The sequence below is a fragment of the Parasphingorhabdus sp. genome (assembly GCF_036964565.1).
GTDB lineage: Bacteria > Pseudomonadota > Alphaproteobacteria > Sphingomonadales > Sphingomonadaceae > Parasphingorhabdus.
Window position 1 is genome coordinate 263768 of record NZ_JBALTN010000002.1, and the last position, 15926, is coordinate 279693.

Annotated in this window: 16 protein-coding genes; 6 read left to right on the top strand and 10 right to left on the bottom strand. The window is 63.2% G+C overall.

What is annotated here, in order from left to right; genetic code table 11:
* Positions 1–33 precede the first annotated feature (33 nt).
* Both V7650_RS03295 and V7650_RS03300 read left to right on the top strand, forming a co-directional pair.
* Positions 34–1008, top strand: coding sequence for a hypothetical protein (locus V7650_RS03295; RefSeq protein ID WP_335654807.1), 975 nt, complete (start codon positions 34–36; stop codon positions 1006–1008).
* A complete protein-coding gene (locus tag V7650_RS03300; RefSeq protein WP_335654808.1) occupies positions 1005–2393 on the top strand; it encodes a sensor histidine kinase in 1389 nt (462 codons plus the stop codon). The genes V7650_RS03295 and V7650_RS03300 overlap by 4 nt, the downstream gene beginning before the upstream one ends.
* Before the next feature lie 46 nt (positions 2394–2439).
* On the opposite strand, the gene V7650_RS03305 is transcribed toward V7650_RS03300, so the two are convergent.
* Positions 2440–3723 (bottom strand): citrate synthase, encoded by a 1284-nt coding sequence (locus tag V7650_RS03305; protein ID WP_335654809.1) that lies wholly within the window; start codon positions 3721–3723, stop codon positions 2440–2442.
* A gap of 26 nt (positions 3724–3749) precedes the next feature.
* Entirely contained in the window at positions 3750–5192 is a 1443-nt protein-coding gene (gene gltX, locus V7650_RS03310) for a glutamate--tRNA ligase (RefSeq protein ID WP_335654810.1), read from the bottom strand.
* A gap of 157 nt (positions 5193–5349) precedes the next feature.
* On the opposite strand from gltX, the gene V7650_RS03315 reads away from it, so the two are divergent.
* Positions 5350–7419 carry a ComEC/Rec2 family competence protein gene (locus V7650_RS03315; protein WP_335654811.1) on the top strand — a complete coding sequence of 690 codons (2070 nt, stop codon included), beginning with the start codon at positions 5350–5352 and terminating at the stop codon, positions 7417–7419.
* A gap of 364 nt (positions 7420–7783) precedes the next feature.
* On the opposite strand, the gene lexA is transcribed toward V7650_RS03315, so the two are convergent.
* Positions 7784–8476 (bottom strand): transcriptional repressor LexA, encoded by a 693-nt coding sequence (lexA, locus tag V7650_RS03320; RefSeq protein ID WP_335654812.1) that lies wholly within the window; start codon positions 8474–8476, stop codon positions 7784–7786.
* Between the two features lie 257 nt (positions 8477–8733).
* Between lexA and V7650_RS03325 the strand changes: the two genes are divergently transcribed.
* Positions 8734–9000, top strand: coding sequence for a hypothetical protein (locus V7650_RS03325; RefSeq protein ID WP_335654813.1), 267 nt, complete (start codon positions 8734–8736; stop codon positions 8998–9000).
* Between the two features lie 145 nt (positions 9001–9145).
* Here the strand turns inward: V7650_RS03325 and V7650_RS03330 are convergent, their stop codons facing one another.
* A complete protein-coding gene (locus V7650_RS03330) occupies positions 9146–9322 on the bottom strand; it encodes a DUF1328 family protein (RefSeq protein WP_335654814.1) in 177 nt (58 codons plus the stop codon).
* 164 nt (positions 9323–9486) lie between these two features.
* The gene (locus tag V7650_RS03335) at positions 9487–10362 is read right to left on the bottom strand and encodes a metallophosphoesterase family protein (RefSeq protein ID WP_335654815.1); all 876 of its coding nucleotides are present in this window, start codon (positions 10360–10362) and stop codon (positions 9487–9489) included.
* A 71-nt stretch (positions 10363–10433) separates the two neighbouring features.
* On the opposite strand from V7650_RS03335, the gene V7650_RS03340 reads away from it, so the two are divergent.
* Positions 10434–11354, top strand: coding sequence for a diacylglycerol/lipid kinase family protein (locus V7650_RS03340; protein ID WP_335654816.1), 921 nt, complete (start codon positions 10434–10436; stop codon positions 11352–11354).
* 29 nt (positions 11355–11383) lie between these two features.
* Here V7650_RS03340 and V7650_RS03345 read toward each other — a convergent pair whose 3' ends face one another.
* The 5 genes from V7650_RS03345 to V7650_RS03365 are packed head-to-tail and all read right to left on the bottom strand — an operon-like array spanning position 11384 to position 15399.
* On the bottom strand, positions 11384–12568 hold the full coding sequence (locus tag V7650_RS03345) for a molybdopterin molybdotransferase MoeA (RefSeq protein ID WP_335654817.1): 1185 nt from the start codon (positions 12566–12568) through the stop codon (positions 11384–11386).
* Positions 12565–13035, bottom strand: coding sequence for a cyclic pyranopterin monophosphate synthase MoaC (moaC, locus tag V7650_RS03350; RefSeq protein ID WP_335654818.1), 471 nt, complete (start codon positions 13033–13035; stop codon positions 12565–12567). Before moaC ends, V7650_RS03345 begins: the two co-directional genes overlap by 4 nt.
* Positions 13032–13823 carry an indole-3-glycerol phosphate synthase TrpC gene (trpC, locus tag V7650_RS03355; protein WP_335654819.1) on the bottom strand — a complete coding sequence of 264 codons (792 nt, stop codon included), beginning with the start codon at positions 13821–13823 and terminating at the stop codon, positions 13032–13034. Before trpC ends, moaC begins: the two co-directional genes overlap by 4 nt.
* The gene (gene trpD, locus V7650_RS03360; protein WP_335654820.1) at positions 13820–14818 is read right to left on the bottom strand and encodes an anthranilate phosphoribosyltransferase; all 999 of its coding nucleotides are present in this window, start codon (positions 14816–14818) and stop codon (positions 13820–13822) included. The genes trpC and trpD overlap by 4 nt, the downstream gene beginning before the upstream one ends.
* On the bottom strand, positions 14815–15399 hold the full coding sequence (locus V7650_RS03365) for an anthranilate synthase component II (RefSeq protein WP_335654821.1): 585 nt from the start codon (positions 15397–15399) through the stop codon (positions 14815–14817). The genes trpD and V7650_RS03365 overlap by 4 nt, the downstream gene beginning before the upstream one ends.
* Before the next feature lie 197 nt (positions 15400–15596).
* Between V7650_RS03365 and V7650_RS03370 the strand changes: the two genes are divergently transcribed.
* Positions 15597–15899 carry a polyhydroxyalkanoic acid system family protein gene (locus V7650_RS03370; protein ID WP_335654822.1) on the top strand — a complete coding sequence of 101 codons (303 nt, stop codon included), beginning with the start codon at positions 15597–15599 and terminating at the stop codon, positions 15897–15899.
* The last annotated feature ends 27 nt before the right edge of the window (positions 15900–15926 follow it).

Below are 15926 nucleotides of genomic sequence, written 5' to 3' on the forward strand. Positions count from 1 at the left end.
CAGGCAGGCGCGATAGCCGCGCAGGCCCCGTGTGTGGCGGATGATTTCGCCCAAGCGCTTTTCCCCCGATCCGCCGTGGTGTTCAACGACCGGATGCGGTCGAACGCGCGGCAATATCTGCACAGCGCGATCGGTGCGATCGAGCAGCGGATATGCCAGATCGCCGAGCGCGATCTTGGCGTCAGCCACGAAATGGTCGCGAAAATCGGCGGTGGCGGAGAACCGCAGAGCTTTGCGCTGCTCGAACACAGCGGCTTGCTGAAGACCACCGATATTGTCGGTCATCTGTTCGTTCGCGCCCAGCATGGCGAACTCGCGGCGCGGATGCTGCAGAAGATATCCCAGGAAGAGCTGGAGCTGACGCTGACCCGGCATCTCGATCACGACGATCCGGATGTAGCGGAGGCAGCGATGGGACTCTTGGTGGCGCAGTCGCGCACCACCGGCACTACCGGGGAACTTGTCGCAAGTCTGGCCGATCTGCCGCCGGAAATTGTCTACGCGCTGGCATGGCCGGTAACCGCCGCGCTCGCGAGCCGTGCGGGCATTTCCGGGCCGAACCTGCAGCAGGCGGCCGAACGCCTGCTCGCCGAACATGACGAAAGCGGCGGTGTCGCGCGCAAGGCCGAACGACTGGCGCAGTTGCTTGATGCATCCGGGGTCAAGGCCGACCCGTTTCCCCATCCGATGCGGGACGGGCTTGCGCTGTTCATTGCGCGGCTGGCCCGGCAATCGGGGCTCGCCAGCGAACAGATTATCGGTTTCACCGCCGAACCGGACATGGCACGACTGGTCGTGGTCATGCGGGCAGCGGATTTTCCGGTGCAGGAAGCGCTGTCGGTCTTTGCCGCGCTGGACGGCGGCGACAATATCCTGACCGCGGCCACCTATGGCGAAACCGACCGTGACCGCTCGCTGGCGCTGGTGTCGGCATGGGCAGCACCTCAGGCCTACCAGACCGCAGAACGGCTGCTCGCCGACGACTATGGCGGCGACCGGCAAAAATGACATCGGTGCGCAAACTTGCGGAACCCGTGGTCGGGCAGGTCGACGCAGACGGGCTGCTGCTGTCTGCGGATCCGCTGCTCTTGCGGCTGCATTTCCGTTGCGGCGGCAAGGAGGGCGGGCCGCTGGCGGTGCCACAGCTCGCGGAACTCTGCCGACTGAGTCGAAGGCTTGGGATGAATTTGTCGCGGCCGGTGCAGGCGTCTGATGACGATTGCCGCATCGAGATGTGGGTCGAAACCCGATTGGTGTCGGCCGATAAGGGCAAGCGGGTCGATATCTCTATTGTCGACTGGAAGGAATATCCTGGGGAGGAAAGCGACAGCTCGGACAAGGCGCGGGAGCGCGACTTTGACCGGCTGGAAGGCAAGGGGACCATCCGTACCGACGCGGCGCTTAGGATCATCGCCCAGCAAATGCCGGGCGGCGATACGCCGGATTCGGACAGCATCGGTCGCTCCCTGCTCGATATCTATGATGTCATTCCGCCGTCCGCCCACGCAAAATTGCTCGAGGCGGTGGCCGAACGCCAGCCGATCCGCAGCCAGCGGGTCCGGCAGCAATCTGGCGCGAAAAAGCTGTTCGTGCTGCAGGGCCACCCGCTGATCGACAAGGCCGGACTGTTCGCCGGTTATCGTTTCGTCGCGTCGCCGGATGAACCGGACACGGCTGTCGACAACACCGGACAAGCGAGCGTACAGCTGATCAGCGATAGCCTGTTTGGGGCGCAACTGGGCCCGGCACTGCGCCAACCGCTGGGCAAGATTATCGCCAATGCCGAGACGATCAGCAGCAAGCTGGAGGGGCCTTTGCGCGGCGACTATGCCAGCTATGCCCGGGATATTGCCACCGCCGGACGTCATCTGCTGGAACTGGTAAATGACCTGTCCGATCTGGAGGCGATCGAACGGCCGGATTTTAAGGTTGTCGGTGACGCGATCGATCTTGTCGATCTGGCGCACCGGGCGGCGGGACTGCTTGCGGTCAAGGCCGCGGATCACCGAATCCGGATCGCGCTACCCGACGAAAAGGAAAAAATGCCGGCCAGCGGCGAATTTCGCCGGTCGCTGCAGATATTGGTCAATCTCATCGGCAATGCGATCCGCTATTCGCCCGACGGTTCGGTCATCACGATTCAGGTTTCGTCGGAACCGGGTTTCTCGCTGATCTCCGTGAGCGACCGGGGCGACGGGATCGCTGCCGAAGACCAGGAACGGATCTTTGAAAAGTTCGAGCGCCTCGGCCGGTCCGGTGACGGCGGCAGCGGCCTGGGCCTGTTTATCTCGCGGCGGCTGGCCAGGGCGATGGGCGGCAGCCTGACCGTCACCAGCGTTGTCGGGGAGGGCGCCACCTTCACCCTCGCGCTCCCCGAACGCCTGTCCCAATAAAAAAGGGGAGCGCGATGGCTCCCCTCTTTCTCAATTCTGTTGCGGCCTAGCGCTTGTCGATTGCCACATAGTCGCGCTTGGTCGGACCGGTGTAGAGCTGCCGCGGGCGGCCGATGCGCTGGCCCGGATCGGAAATCATCTCGTTCCACTGCGCAACCCAGCCCACGGTGCGGGCGAGGGCGAACAGCACGGTGAACATCGACGTCGGGAACCCGATCGCCGACAGGATGATGCCGGAATAGAAGTCGACGTTCGGGAACAGCTTCTTGTCGATGAAATAGGGATCGTTGAGCGCCATTTCCTCGAGCTGCAGCGCGACCTCGAAGACCGGATCCTTGACCTTCAGCGTGTCGAACACTTCGCGGACGGTTTCCTGCATCACCGAAGCGCGCGGGTCGTAATTCTTGTAGACGCGGTGGCCGAAGCCCATCAGGCGGAACGGATCGTCCTTGTCCTTGGCGCGCTTGATATATTCCGGGATCCGGTCGGGATGGCCGATTTCGTGCAGCATGTTGAGCGCCGCTTCGTTGGCACCGCCATGCGCGGGACCCCAGAGGCAGGCAATGCCGGCCGCGATGCAGGCAAAGGGATTGGCACCCGACGAACCGGCGAGGCGGACGGTCGAGGTCGACGCGTTCTGTTCGTGATCGGCGTGGAGGATGAATATCCGGTCCATCGCCTTTTCAATCGCCGGGTTGACGACATATTCCTCGGCCGGAACACCGAAGGTCATGCGCAGGAAGTTGCCGGTATAGGACAGTTCGTTGTCCGGATAGACGAATGGCTGACCAATCGAATATTTATAGGCCATGGCGGCAATCGTCGGCATCTTGGCGACCAGCCGGTGGCTGGCGATCATCCGCTGGGCGGGATCGTTGATGTCGGTGCTGTCATGGTAGAATGCGGAAAGCGCGCCGACCACGCCGCACATGATCGCCATCGGGTGCGCATCGCGGCGGAAACCCTGGTAGAAGCCGCGCAGCTGTTCGTGCACCATGGTATGGCGGGTGATGGTGTTGTTGAAATCCTCGAATTCCGCCGCCGACGGCAGTTCGCCGCGCAGCAGCAGATGGGCGACTTCCATGAAGCTGCTGTGTTCGGCCAGCTGCTCGATCGGATAGCCGCGGTGCAGCAGCACGCCTTCGCCGCCATCGATGAAGGTCAGTTCGGACTCGCAGCTCGCGGTCGAGGTGAAGCCGGGATCATAGGTGAAGGCACCGGTCTGGCCATATAATTTGCGGATATCGACGACATCGGGGCCTTCCGTGCCGGTCAGAACCGGATATTCGTAATTTTCCCCATTGATGCTGAATTTTGCGTTTTCGCCCACGATTTTGTCCTTTCTTCTCCTGATAGTCAGGTATTTGCTGTTTGATCTGCAAGACGTCCGAGAGACTCTTCCTTGCCGAGGAGTATCAGAACGTCAAAAATTCCGGGTGAACTGGTGCTTCCCGTCAGTGCCGCGCGCATAGGTTGTGCGAGCTTTCCCAACCCCAATTCGGCAGACTCCGCGATCGCTTTTATGGCTTCTTCCGTTGCCTCGAGCGTCCAGTCATCCAGATCGTTCAGGGCATGGTGAATCGATTTAAGCAGCGTCCGTGCGTCAGCGTCTAGCAGGTTTTCTGCCCGTTCGTCGAGGCCAAGTGGGCGATTTTTAAAGAGAAATAGACTGGATTCGGCCAATTCGATCAGGTTTTTCGCCCGGCTTTTCAAAACCGGCATCGCCTGGCCCAGCAAAACCCTCTCCGCATCCGACAGCGCGCGGCCCAGATCTTTCTCGATCCAGGGCGTCGCTAGGCCGACCAGCGCCTCATCCTGTGCGTCGCGCATATAGTGGCCGTTCAGATTCTGCAGCTTCTTGGTATCGAACCGCGACGGCGACTTGCCGACCCCCGCCAGCGCAAACCATTCGATCGCCTGCTCCCGGGGAATGATCTCGTCGTCGCCGTGACCCCAGCCGAGCCGCAGCAGATAGTTGAACATCGCGTCGGGCAATATTCCCATGTCGCGATAGGCCTCGACCCCCAGTGCGCCGTGGCGCTTCGACAATTTGGCGCCGTCATTGCCGTGGATCAGCGGGATATGGGCATAGACCGGTTCCGGCCAGCCCATCGCCCTGATCAGCGCCAGCTGCCGGAAGGCGTTGTTGAGATGGTCATCGCCGCGGATCAGATGGGTCACGCCCATGTCATGGTCGTCGACCACCACCGCCAGCATATAGGTCGGCGAACCGTCGGAGCGCAGCAGGATGAAATCGTCGATCTCGCTGTTCTGCACCGAAACCTCGCCCTGCACGGCATCGGCGATCGTGACCTTGCCCGCGGTCTCGGTCTTCAGGCGGATCGCGTAAGGCGCGCCTTCCGGCGCTTCCGACGGGTCGCGGTCGCGCCAGCGGCCGTCATAGCGCATCGGCTTCTTCTCGGCCCGCTGCTGCTCGCGCATCGCGGTCAGCTCTTCCGGCGACGCGAAACATTTATAGGCATTGCCCGCCGCCAGCAGCTCGTGCGCGACTTCGGCATGGCGGTCGGCGCGCGCCGACTGGAACACCGGCTCGTCGTCCCAGTCGAGGCCGAGCCATTCGAGCCCCTCCAGGATCGCGTCGATCGCTTCCTGGGTCGAGCGCGCCTTGTCGGTATCCTCAATCCGGAGCAGCGCCTTGCCGCCGTGATGGCGGGCGAACAGCCAGTTGAACATCGCCGTCCGGGCCCCGCCGATATGCAGGAAACCCGTCGGCGATGGCGCAAAGCGGGTGACCACTGCGTTTGTCTGTTTCGGCTGATCGTCGGTTTTTGAATTCACGCTGGCTTTGTCCCTGTGATAGGTTTTTCGGATGCGGGATAGAGAGAGCCCGAAGAGCGCCAGAGGCACCGGTTCCGGACCGATTGCTGTCGCCCTTAGCATGCCGTTTCACTGGCGACAATTGCCAGATTACTGGCAAGATAAACAGGCCCTGCAAATGCTGGAGTCGGTGCTGGAGCGCGAGCGCGACCAGTTGCCCTTGTGGGTGCCGGTGGCGCTCGGCTGCGGCATCGCCGTCTGGTTCGCGCTCGCCAATCCCGCCTGGTGGCTCGCCTTCCTAAGCCTGTGCGGTGCGATCTGCCTGCTGGCCGTCGGCAAGGGCCGGCACCTGCGCGCCGGCCAGGCGCTTTTCTGGCTTGCGCTGCTGGCCGCAGCCGGCTGCGCGCTGGTCTGGTATCGCTCGTCGAGCGTCGCCGCGCCGGTGCTCGAACGACCGCTCGTGACCATATTCAACGCCGAAATCGAGCGGACCGAGCCGGTGCTGGCGCGCGACATGGTCCGCCTGACCCTGCGCACCGGCGACCATCCCGAACTGCCGCCGCGGGTCCGGGTCAATGTCCCGCTCGAGAATGCGGGTCCGGCATTGCAGCAGGGCGCCCTGATCCAGCTGCGCGCGCGGCTGATGCCGCCGGCGATGCCGGCGCTGCCGGGAGCCTATGACTTTTCCGAACGCGCCTGGTTCGAGGGGCTCGGCGCGACCGGGCAGGCGCTTGGCCCGGTCACCATCCTGCGGCCCGCCGACCCCCGCTTCGCCATAACCCGCTACCGCCAGCGCCTGTCATCGCACGTCCAGTCGCAAATGGCGGGTGCCGCCGGGGCGATCGGCGCGACCCTGGCCACCGGTGACCGCGGCGCGATCGCGGAAGCGGATGCCGAGGCGATGCGGCGCAGCGGCCTGGCGCACCTGCTCTCAATCAGCGGCCTGCACGTGACCGCGGTGGTCGGTGCGGTCTATCTGCTGGTGCTGAGGCTGCTGGCGCTTTCGCAGACGCTAGCCCTGCGCTTCCGGCTGCCGGTCGTGGCGGCGGCCTGCGCGGCGCTGGCGGCGGTCGGCTATACGCTGCTGACCGGGGCCGAGGTGCCGACGATCCGGGCCTGCGTCGCGGCGCTGCTGGTGCTGGTGGCGCTGATCATGGGACGCAGTGCGATCACCCTCAGGATGGTCGCTGCGGGCGCGCTGTTCGTGCTGGTCTTCTGGCCGGAGGCGCTGGTCGGGCCGAGCTTCCAGCTCAGCTTTGCCGCGGTCACCGCGATCATCGCGCTGCACGACCATCCCCGCATCAAGGCGCTGTTCCGGCTGCGCGAGGAACATCCGCTGCAGCGCGCCGGGCGGTTCGTCCTGTCGCTGTTCCTGACCGGCCTGGTGGTGGAGATCGCGCTGATGCCGATCGCGCTCTACCATTTCCACAAGGCCGGGCTCTACGGTGCGCTGGCCAATATCATTGCCATCCCGCTGACCACCTTCGTGATCATGCCGCTCGAGGCGGTCGCCCTGCTGCTCGACAGCATCGGCCTCGGCGCGCCGGCCTGGTGGCTGTGCGAGCGGGCGCTGGCCGGGCTGATCGGGCTGGCGCATTTCGTCGCGAGCCGGCCGGGCGCGGTGACGATGCTGCCGACGATGCCGGTGCCGGCCTTCGGCCTGCTGCTGCTCGGCGGCCTGTGGCTCTGCCTGTGGCGCGAGCGGTGGCGTTACTGGGGGCTCGCCCCCGCGCTGGCCGGCGGCCTGATGATCGCCACCACCCGCGCGCCGGACATCTATGTCACCGGCGATGGCCGCCATGTCGGGATCCGCAGCGAGCGCGGAGAACTGGCGATGCTGCGCACCCGCAGCGGCGATTTCATCCGCGCGATGATCCTCGAAAATGCCGGGGTGGCGAGCGACGCGCAGCCGCTGGAAGACTGGCCAAACGCCGACTGCAATCCCGATTCCTGCCTGGTCAGGCTCCGGCAGGGCGCGCGCGAATGGCGGATATTGGCGACCCGCAGCCGCCACCATATCCCGGTACTGGCGCTGTCCGCAGCCTGCCGCCGCGCCGATATCGTGGTCAGCGAAAGATGGCTACCAAGCGCCTGCCAGCCGCGCTGGCTGACGATCGACCGCAACCTGCTGTCACAGGTGGGCGGCATCACCATCGATCTGGAAAATCGGCATATTGAGACGGCGCGCGGCTGGACCGGCGACCATCAATGGACCCGCTATCGCGCCGGCGACGACCGCGGCTACTAACCACTCCATGCCAGGGCAATTCTGCCGGCGCTCCCGTGCCGGAGAGAATATGCCAGCGGCCCTTGCGGTGAATATTGCCGTTAGGGGTGAGCCTGCCAGTTTCTTCTCCCGTGAGGGAGAAGGATGCGGAGACTTGCGAACTTGTTCGCTAGGCGCAGCTGGATGAGGGTGTTCTGCGCTTCGGATTGTGGAACGAACTCATCCAACGCCGCCTAATCGCTGAAGCGACAAGGCTCTGTAACCTTCTCCCTCGCAAGAGAAGGAGGAAACAGGCTCAGGACCCGCGAAACATCCCAGCCCCTCTTTTCAAAGGGAGGGGTTCATCTGCGTTGATGACGTCGAATCCCCTCGACGGAAACCGGCTTTAGTAGCGGCGGAGCAGCCCGGCCATCTTGCCCTGGATGCGAACCTCGCCCTCGCCATAGACCTGCGGCGCATAAGCGGCATTGGCCGGGTCAAGGCGGATCTGGCCATTTTCCTTGCGCAGATATTTCAGCGTCGCTTCCTCGTCGTGGATCAGCGCCACGACAATCTCGCCGTTGCGCGCCACTTCGGTCTTCTGGATCAGCGCATAGTCCCCGTCGAGAATACCGGCCTCGATCATCGAGTCGCCGGATACTTCCAACGCATAATGTTCGCCGGGGCCGAGCAGCGCGGCGGGCACGCTGAGCGCCGACTGGCCCTCCAGCGCCTCGATCGGCGCGCCGGCAGCGATCCGGCCGTGCAGCGGAATTTCCAGCACATCATTATTGGCCGCCGGAGCCGGGTTGGACATCACCTCGCGCACCGGTGTTTCGGGATGCAGCGACACGACATTGGACGGCGCCACCTCCTGCACGCCGCCTTCCGGCAGCTTGAGCACTTCCAGCGCGCGGGCCCGGTTGGGCAGGCGGCGGATGAAGTGCCGCTCCTCGAGAGCGCTGATCAGCCGGTGGATGCCCGACTTGGACTTCAGGCCCAGCGCCTCTTTCATCTCCTCGAACGAGGGGGAAACGCCGCTGTCCTTGAGCCGGTCGTCGATGAAGCAGAGCAATTCATGTTGCTTTTGCGTGAGCATGTCCACTGTCCTGTTCTGGGAACGAATAAGGAACAATTATGAAACAAAAGGGGGGAAGTCAAGCGGGAAGTGAACATCCTCCTGGCAGAAAGGCGGGGGGGAAGGGACAGATGGAGTCGCGCGCTCGATGGCGGCTATTCCAGTTTTCCCTTGAAAAGCTGCCGTTCGGCACACGACCCATTTGCAGACGTTGACCTGCTGGCCATATATTTGAATTACGTATATGCTTATCAAACCTTGCGGGAGTTAGATACACGGTGAGTTGGGTTTGGTCAGCTATGTCTTCCTTTGGTGCTGCATTGGTATTATTTTATGCCCTGCATTGTTGGCGTGTTCAGCAACATTGGCAAATGCAGGGTTGGTTTTCGAACGGGTTAGGCCTCACCATCACAGCGGAAGCGAACCCCCGAGCATTTGGGCTGGCAATCGCGCTGATGAAGGCCTTTGCCATGTTTGGCTTGGTCATCGCGTTATTTGCTTTGGCGATTTCTATCGGATGGGTTTGGAAAGGCTTGGGATTATAAGTGGCCAGAGTTAGCTAATGACCGCTCTCCACCCAGTTAAAGCCATTAGGCCTCCTCGCAGGAAAACCAAAAGCTGCCGTTCCGCAACTCATCGCGGTCTTCCTGCGGCTCTGCTCTTCGCCAGACGGCCACCCGACAGCTAGGTTCACCCAACGATTTTTTTGGCGGCCTTCCAGCCCAGGACAAAAAACACGACCGTCCCGATCAGTGCCAGCACGAAGATGACCAGCGCTACATTGGCGAGACCTCCTGCCAGTCCGCCAAATCCGAGAATGGCAGCAATCAAAGCGACAATTGCAAGGGTAAACGCCAATCCATACATGATAATCTCCTACTGATTTAACACTCCAGCCGATCGCCCGTTGCCGTGCGCGGCGCCTGGATCACTGTCTCTGGTTATAATCCACGAGCACCGTTTTTGTTCCAATTGGCTGGCCGGTCAGTTGGACCTCGTCCCGCCCGCGGTGCCCTGATTCCGGCCGCCCGCTACGCGCCCGCCGCGATAAAATCGCCTGCGTCCATGTCCTGCTCGGACAGCGGCTGGGAATGCCATTCTTCCCCCTCGAGCGAGAAGCCGACATGGCTGGCGCGCTCGAATGTTTCACCATTCCAGACGATCACCTGCAATTCCATGCGGTTGCCCCGTTCGACATGGAGCCAGTTGAAGCTCTGGGGTTCCTGGTTGCGCAGCCGCGTCGATGTCGCGGTTCCCGCCTGGATGACCAGCGTCGGTCCGGCCTCGGCGAGCATCTTGCGGGCGGCCTCGGCATAGGTGCGGTGGAAATGGCCGGCAAGCGTCAGGTGGATGCCGGCATCGTTGATCGCCTTCAGTGCATCCTGGTGCCGCCCCACCGCCTCGCTGAGCTCGTTGCCCTGGCCGATCGGCAGTTCGAACAGGGGGTGGTGGGTCACCAGGATCCGGGTCTTGCTGGCGGCGACACCGCCGAACCGCTGGCGAATGAGCTGCATCTGGTCGGTGTTGATGCGGCCGTCCTTGATCGTCAGCGAGCGGGCGGTGTTGATGCCCAATATCGCGACCTCGTCGGTTTCCATCCAGGGGCACAGATCCTGTCCAATATGGCGCTTGTAGCGGCCAAGCGGGGAGGCAAACCGCCGGATCACGTCATAGAGGGGCACGTCATGATTGCCCGGAACGACCAGCAACCGGTGCCCGTTGTTGCGCAGCGCCGCCAGGTAATCGGCCGCGTCCCGGAACTGGGCTTCGCGCGCGCGCTGGGTCAGGTCACCGCTGATGATGACAATATCCGGCTGCTTTTCCTTGAGCCAGTCGATCGTTGCCGCAACGATGGCCGGATCATTGGCGCCAAAATGAATGTCAGACAAATGTGCGATCCGGGCCATGAAGGGTCAACGGCCCAGCGGCAAAGAAGTTTCATCGTGCATCCAAACAACCTCTGCCGCGTAGTCCCTCCATGAAAAACAAATCTCTCCCTCGGGATGCCGTTCTTGTCGTCAACGCCGGATCCCGAAGGGGAGGCGACCTGTTCGAAGAAGCGAAAGCCAAGCTGACGGAAGCGGGTGTCAACCTGATCGACGCCGTGGATGTCACCAATCCCGGCGATATCCGCGCGATCGTCCGGCAGGCCATTCAGGAGGGCGCGCCGATGGTCATCGTCGGCGGTGGTGACGGTTCGCTGTCCGGCGTGGTCGACGAATTTGTCGGTACCGATTGCGTCTTTGCCATCTTGCCGCTGGGCACCGCCAACAGCTCGGCCCGGACGCTGGGCTTGCCGCTCGATCTGGACGGCGCGATAGACGTCATCGCCCAAGGCGAGCGCAAGCGGATCGATCTCGGCATGATCGATGAGGATTATTTCGTCAACGCCGCCTCGCTCGGGCTTTCGCCGATCATCGGGGAAACCGTGCCGGCCAAGCTGAAACGCTATCTCGGGCGTTTTGGCTATCTGTTCTGGGCGATCAAATGCCTCGCCGCCTTCCGGCCCTTCAAGCTGATCCTCGACGATGGCGCCGACAAGCATATCTTGTGGTCCACCGAGGTGCGGGTCCTCAACGGCCCCTATCATGGCGGCCTGGAACTGTCGGACAATGCAAAGGTCGACAGCGGCCAGATCCTGATTCAGGCGGTGGTCGGCAAGAGCAAGTGGAAGCTGGCGTGGGACTGGTATGCCAAGGCGCTCAAGCTGAGAGACAGGAACGCCAACGCCCGCGAATTTACCGGCACCTCCTTTCTTCTGGAAACCAGACCGAAGCTCAAAATTTCCATCGACGGCGAAGTGCTGGCCACGACGCCGGTGCAGGTGCGCGTTTCAACGCAAGCGATAGAGGTCGCCTGTCCTTGCAAGAAATCCGAAGAACCTGCTGCTAGCTATTGATAATAAGTGACAAATTTCCACAGTGACGACTAGATCGCGATAAAGTCCACCATCGCACCCGTCTCAGCCGCCTCGGCATCGGCTGGTCGGCAGAGCAGGGCGTTGGACGCCGCCAGCACCGAAAGCTTGGCGCTGTCCTGGCTGAGGAAAGGCGTAATCCCGGCCTGATCGACCTTGGCGCGCAGAAATTGCGCGCGGGGGCCGTTGGCGGACAGCGCCTCGGTGGTCGGGGCGCTCTGGTAGTCCGGCAGATAGCGCTTGGCGCCGGCCATGAAGCGGACCAGCGGCAGCAGGAACAGGATGGCGGAGACAAAGGCGGAGGCGGGGTTGCCGGGCAGCGCCAGGATCACTGTCTCGCCGAGCCTTCCGGCCATCACCGGCTTGCCCGGCTTCATCGCGATCTTGTAGAAGTCGATTTCGGCGCCCAGCTTGCGGAAGGCCGGCCCGACCAGGTCATGGTCGCCGACCGACGCGCCGCCGATGGTGACGATGATGTCGCAGTCGCGGGCGCTGTCGAGCGCCGCGCACAGCACGTCCATCTCATCGGCGATGCGGCTCAGGCTGCGGGTTTCGGCGGTCAGGCCGGAGAGCATCGCTGACAGCATGACGTCATTGCTGGCGGGGATCTGGTGGGGCAAGGTGTCGCTGCCCGGTTTGACCAGTTCGTCGCCGGTCGATACCACGGCGACGCGCGGCAGTCGTCCGACATCGAGTTCACCATGGCCGGCGATCACCGCTTCGCCGAGCGCCGCGGGGCTGAGCAGGCTGCCGGCGGGCAGGGCGATGCTGCCGCGCGCGAAATCGCCCCCTTTGTGGCGCACATGGCGCCCTTTCTCCCGCGATGGCTCCTCGGTCAGACGGATGGTGGCGCCATCGGCCGCGACATTTTCCTGCATGACCACGGTATCCGCGCCTTCGGGCAACAGCGCACCGGTGAAGATCCGCGCGGTTTCCCCCGGTTTCAGCGCCGCGCACGGCGGGCTGCCGGCCCTGCATTCGCCGACCAGCGTCCACGGGCCGTCACGATCCTCGAAGCGGATGGCATAGCCGTCCATCGCCGACATGTCGGCCGCCGGCTGTTCGCGTTTCGCAAACAGGTCGGCTGCGAGATAGCGGCCAAGCGCGTGGTGAACGGAAAGCGTCTCTGCGGGCAGGCGGGATGCCAAGGCGATCAGCCGCCGCTGCGCTTGCTCGAGAGGCAGCAGGCCGCTCATCCCGCGACCCAGTCTCCCGACTTGCCGCCGGTCTTGCTGAGCAGGCGAATATTGTCGATCACCATGTCCTTCTGGATCGCCTTTGACATGTCATAGATTGTGAGGAGTGCGACAGAACATGCTGTCAACGCTTCCATTTCCACGCCAGTCTTGCCGGTAAGGCGGGCCATGGAACGGGCGAGGATGCCGTCGTCCAGAAAGTCGAACTCAACCGCTACCTTGGTCAGCGCCAGCGGGTGGCACAGCGGGATCAGCTCGCTGGTCTTCTTCGCCGCCATGATCCCCGCAATCCGGGCCGTGGCCAGCACGTCGCCCTTCTTTATCGCATTGGTCCTGATAGCTTCCAATGTTTCCAATTTCATGCGGATCCGGCCCTCGGCCCGGGCCTCGCGCACCGTGTCGGCCTTGTCGCCGACATCGACCATATGGGCCGCGCCGTCGCCGTCGATATGGGTCAGTTTGCTCATGCGCTTCCTGTCAGCAGCAGCCGGGTCGCCGCCTCCACATTATCCTGCCGCATCAGCGATTCACCTACCAAAAAGGTGCGGGCTCCCGACCGCGCCAGGCGCTGGCAGTCGGCGTGGCTGAAGATGCCGCTTTCCGATATCATGATCCGGTCATCCGGCACCAGTTTCGCCAGCCGTTCGGTCTGCTCGAGGCTGGTCTCGAACGTCTTGAGATCGCGGTTGTTGATACCCAGCAGCGGCGACTGCAGTTTCAGCGCCCGTTCCAGTTCATCCTCGTCGTGCACCTCGACCAGCGCATCCATGCCCAGCGCCAGCGCCTCCGCCTCTATCTCCGCGGCGAGACTGTCGTCCAGCACCGCCATGATGATCAGGATCGCATCCGCGCCCAGCGCCCGCGATTCCGCGACCTGCCAGGGATCGACCATGAAATCCTTGCGCAGGCAGGGCAGCTCGACCGCCGCCCTGGCAGCCAGCAGATAGGCGTCGTCGCCCTGGAAATAGGGCTTGTCGGTGAGCACCGAGAGACAGGCAGCACCGCCAGCCTGGTAGGCGCGGGCATGGGCCGGGGGATCGAAATCCGCGCGGATCAGGCCCTTGGACGGGCTGGCCTTCTTGATCTCGGCGATAAGCGCAAATCCGTTCGCGGATTTCTCGCGGATCGCGGCGGCAAAGCCGCGCGGTGCGGATTGACGAGCGATGTCATCGCTGATCTTCGACGCCGGGATATCGGCTTTCCGTTGCCGCACATCATCCCGCGTCGTCGCGCAGATTTCCTCGAGCTTGTTCATGCGGCCCCGTTGGTAAAATCGATCCAGCAATCGAGCAAGGCGTTGGCCAGCCCCTTGTCCAGAGCTTCGCCAGCCTCCTCGGCGCCTTCGGTCAGTGTCTCGACGGCACCGGCCACCAGCAAAGCGGCGGCGGCGTTGAACAATACCGCATCGCGATAGGCGCCCCGCTCTCCCAGCAACAGCCGGCGCAGCGCCGCTGCGTTAAATGCGGCATCGCCGCCGCGGATGGCCTCGACCGGATGCGGCGCCAGTCCGGCGTCGGACGCCGCCCAGCGCCGCATGACCACGCCTTGCTCGCCGATATCGGCGACCTCGTTGCCACCAGCCAGCGACAGTTCGTCCAGCCCTTCATCACCCGACACGATCAGCGAACGCTCCGTGCCCAGCCTATCCAGCGCGTCGGCATAGACATGCACATATCCCGGTCGCGCGATGCCGATCAGTTGGCGGGTGACCCCCGCCGGATTGGCCAGCGGCCCCATCAGGTTGAAGATCGTCCGCTTGCCGATCGCCTTGCGGATTGGCTGGATGCGTCGCATTGCCGGATGGTGGTTCGCGGCGAACAGGAAGCAGATTCCGATCTCGGCCAGCGATTGCTCGGCAGAGCGTCCCGCCGCCTCCATATTGAGCCCCAGAGCCTCCAGCGTGTCGGCCGCGCCGGCTTTCGAGGAGGCAGCGCGGTTGCCATGTTTTGCCACCGGCACATCGCAGGCGGCGACGACCAGCGACACGGCGGTCGAAACATTCAGACTGTGGTGGCCGTCGCCGCCGGTGCCGCAGACATCGATCGCGCCGTCGGGCGCGGCGATCGGGATCAGCCGATCGCGCATGCCCTGCGCTGCCGCTGCGATCTCGATAGCTGTCTCTCCCCGTTCGGATAGCCCCACAAGGAACTGGGCGATCGCCTCGTCGGGCACCGTACCGTCGAGGATCGCGGCAAAGGCATCGGCGGCATGTTCGCTGCTGAGCGGTGCGGTTGGATCGGGCAATGTCATGCCGCTTCCTTCGCTGCAATCCCCGCAATTGCCAGGAAATTGGCCAGCAGCGCGTGGCCATGCTCGGTCGCGATGCTTTCCGGGTGGAACTGCACGCCGTGAATTGGCAGGCTTTCATGGCGAAAGCCCATGACCGATCCGTCGCTGGCTGTGGCGTTGACGGGCAGGCAGGCCGGAATATCCTCGACGATCAGCGAATGGTAGCGGGTCGCGGTATAGGGCGAGGGCAGGCCGGCAAAGACGCCGCTGCTGTCATGGGTCACCGGCGATGTCTTGCCGTGCATCAGCCCCCCGCGCACGACCTTGCCGCCGAAATGCTGGCCGATGCTCTGGTGACCGAGGCACACGCCAAGCAATGGCTTCCCGGCATCCGCGCAGGCCGCAACCAGATCGAGCGAGATACCCGCTTCATTCGGCGTACACGGACCGGGCGAAATCAGGAAGGCCTGTGCCCCCGTGCGCAGCGCCTCGGCGGCTGTCAGCGCGTCATTGCGCTCCACCCGCACCTCGGCGCCCAGTTCCATCAGATAATGGACCAGGTTGAAGGTGAAGCTGTCATAATTGTCGATGACCAGGATCATGCCAAGCTGCCTAGTGGGAAATTGATGGCAGGCCAAGTGATTCTGCGAAGGCTTTGACCTTAAACCACTCCGTGATAGGAGCCGCGTCCTGAACAGCCGTTGGTCCTGGGCTCGGCGAAGGACGCTTCAAGTCCAGAAGCGCAATTTGACCGGTTCGATGCTAACGGCTTTCCTGGCCTATTCACTGGAGACTTATCATGGGCGAACCCGTTACCGTCAATATCCCGCACAAACTTGGCGCGGCGGAAGCCAAGAGCCGGATCGGCAGCGGCATTCACAGATTGAGCGATATCATTCCGGGAGCAAGCATGACCGATCATCACTGGGAAGGAGACCATCTCCACTTCACGCTGGAAGCCATCGGCCAGCGCATCGTTGCCGACATGCATGTCCGCGAGGACGAGGTCTACGCCCTGTTTGACCTGCCACCGATGCTCGCGATGTTCGCCAACAAGATCAAGGCGAAGCTGCAGAAGGAAGCGCCGAAGATGCTAGAGTAAAGTCGCCATTGTGCTGGTACAGGCTTG